Raw genomic sequence first — 1,592 nt, 5'->3', positions numbered from 1 at the left:
TCTCCCCCGGGACGGCCCGTTGTGTCCAGTTAATGCCTGTTTCTGGCTTCCATTTGCCGGATTTCAGCCATCTCTTCCGGGCTAATCCCGCCGGCACTCTCCGCACAGACCTCTGCCGGCCGCGTATATTCCGGATGAACGCCGGTACGGAAATAACTGTCGCTGTGCTGCCAGTCAGCCATCCATCTCAGTTTTTCCAGGAAACTCCTGTCGTCTGAGCTCTCGCAGATCCCCACGGGCAGGTCGTAAGCCACCACCTGGCGCATAAACAGCGGATTTGAGGGCAACGAGCTGTGATCGCTGGGCTGCGAGACAAACTGACGCAACCGCGCCTCTTTTTCCTCCCGGGTCTCACGCCGGCGACGCAGCCGCGCGTCTTTACCGGCGGCCTGCCAGCTCATTCCCCCGCTGTCGTTCACCCACTGCTCCGGATACAGGGAGGCGTAGTAAGGGAAAGTGTCGTCATGCCACTCCTTATTACCTTCCTTATCTCTGGAATACTGCCCCCAGCCGTAGCCTTCCTGTCCGGTATTTTTCTTGTTTTCCTTCTGTAACCCAGCACGGGTGGCATCAAAATCTGCCAGTTTTGCAGCAGCTATAGGTTCAGGTACTTTTTCACCATTGATATACAGCGTCTGGTTCGCCGGCGGCGCCTCGTACACCCCGAACTGCCCGCCGTCGTCCCAGAACGGAGAGCCCGCCGGAGGCAGCCGTCCGAAAGGCGTATCCTGCCTTGGTGTGTCGCCGCATGGCGTCAGCCGGGCCAGCATCCGCTGATACAGATGTCCCGCATTGTTCGTCAGCAGGGGCGGCGTTTTACCGTCCTTCGTATTGGGGAGCCCCTGCCAGCCGATACTGAGCAGCGCACTCATCCCCATGACCCGGTCATGAGGATTACAGTAAATCCAGGTACGCCCGTGGTTGTCACGTTCAGGAATTCCGTTCTCAGCCATGCCCGTCGGCCTCCAGCTTCTGCCATCGGCATCCGCTCCCACAACCAGACGGCTGTAGTCTGCCTCAGAAAGATGGCCGGCCTGTCTGGCAACCTTACTGACGATGGTCTGAAACGTCTGCTCCCGTGCCGCCGCTGAGATGCACTCCGCAAAAGGGTAGGAGAACCGGTCTATTTTTTTGTGTTCCATCGCATAGGGCGAATTCATCACAAAAAGGGCATCGGGGGCTTTTTCCGCCAGCAGCGTTGCGGCCATGGCAATCATGGTGCCCTGGCTGTGCGAGATAAGCGTGACCGTGTCTTTCGGATAGGTGTCGCGGATGGTATTCAGCAGGTCTGCCAGCCGGCGCGCCGCATGCGCGTAGTAATGCCGGGCGGGCGCTTTCGCCAGCAGCCGGTCAAGCTCACTGTTCACAAACTGGACGCTGAATGGAACGGGCGATTGTCTGACCCACTTACTGAATCCCTCCCCGCTCCAGAGAGAAACCAGCTGGTTACAGCCATTCTGGAACGGACCGCCTCCCCAGTACCAGGGGCCTTTTCCGGCCAGTTCGGCAGCAGAGGCTTTTTTATATTTTTTCAGGTCGTGATAATCCTCCCCGGCCAGGTTGCGCAGCGGGATTTGATAATCATCTTCGGT

1 protein-coding gene is annotated in these 1,592 nt (G+C 58.4%); it reads right to left on the bottom strand.

The window, feature by feature from the left end; genetic code table 11:
* Window positions 1-29: 29 nt before the first annotated feature.
* Window positions 30-1,592 (bottom strand): T6SS effector phospholipase Tle3 domain-containing protein (locus ACCW71_RS20495; RefSeq protein ID WP_436374477.1); only part of this gene is annotated, 1,563 nt, incomplete at its 5' end.

The sequence above is a fragment of the Pantoea sp. C2G6 genome, from assembly GCF_051336815.1.
GTDB lineage: Bacteria > Pseudomonadota > Gammaproteobacteria > Enterobacterales > Enterobacteriaceae > Pantoea.
Note: the sequence above shows the minus strand (reverse complement) of the source record. Positions and strands in the feature narration are given on the sequence as shown.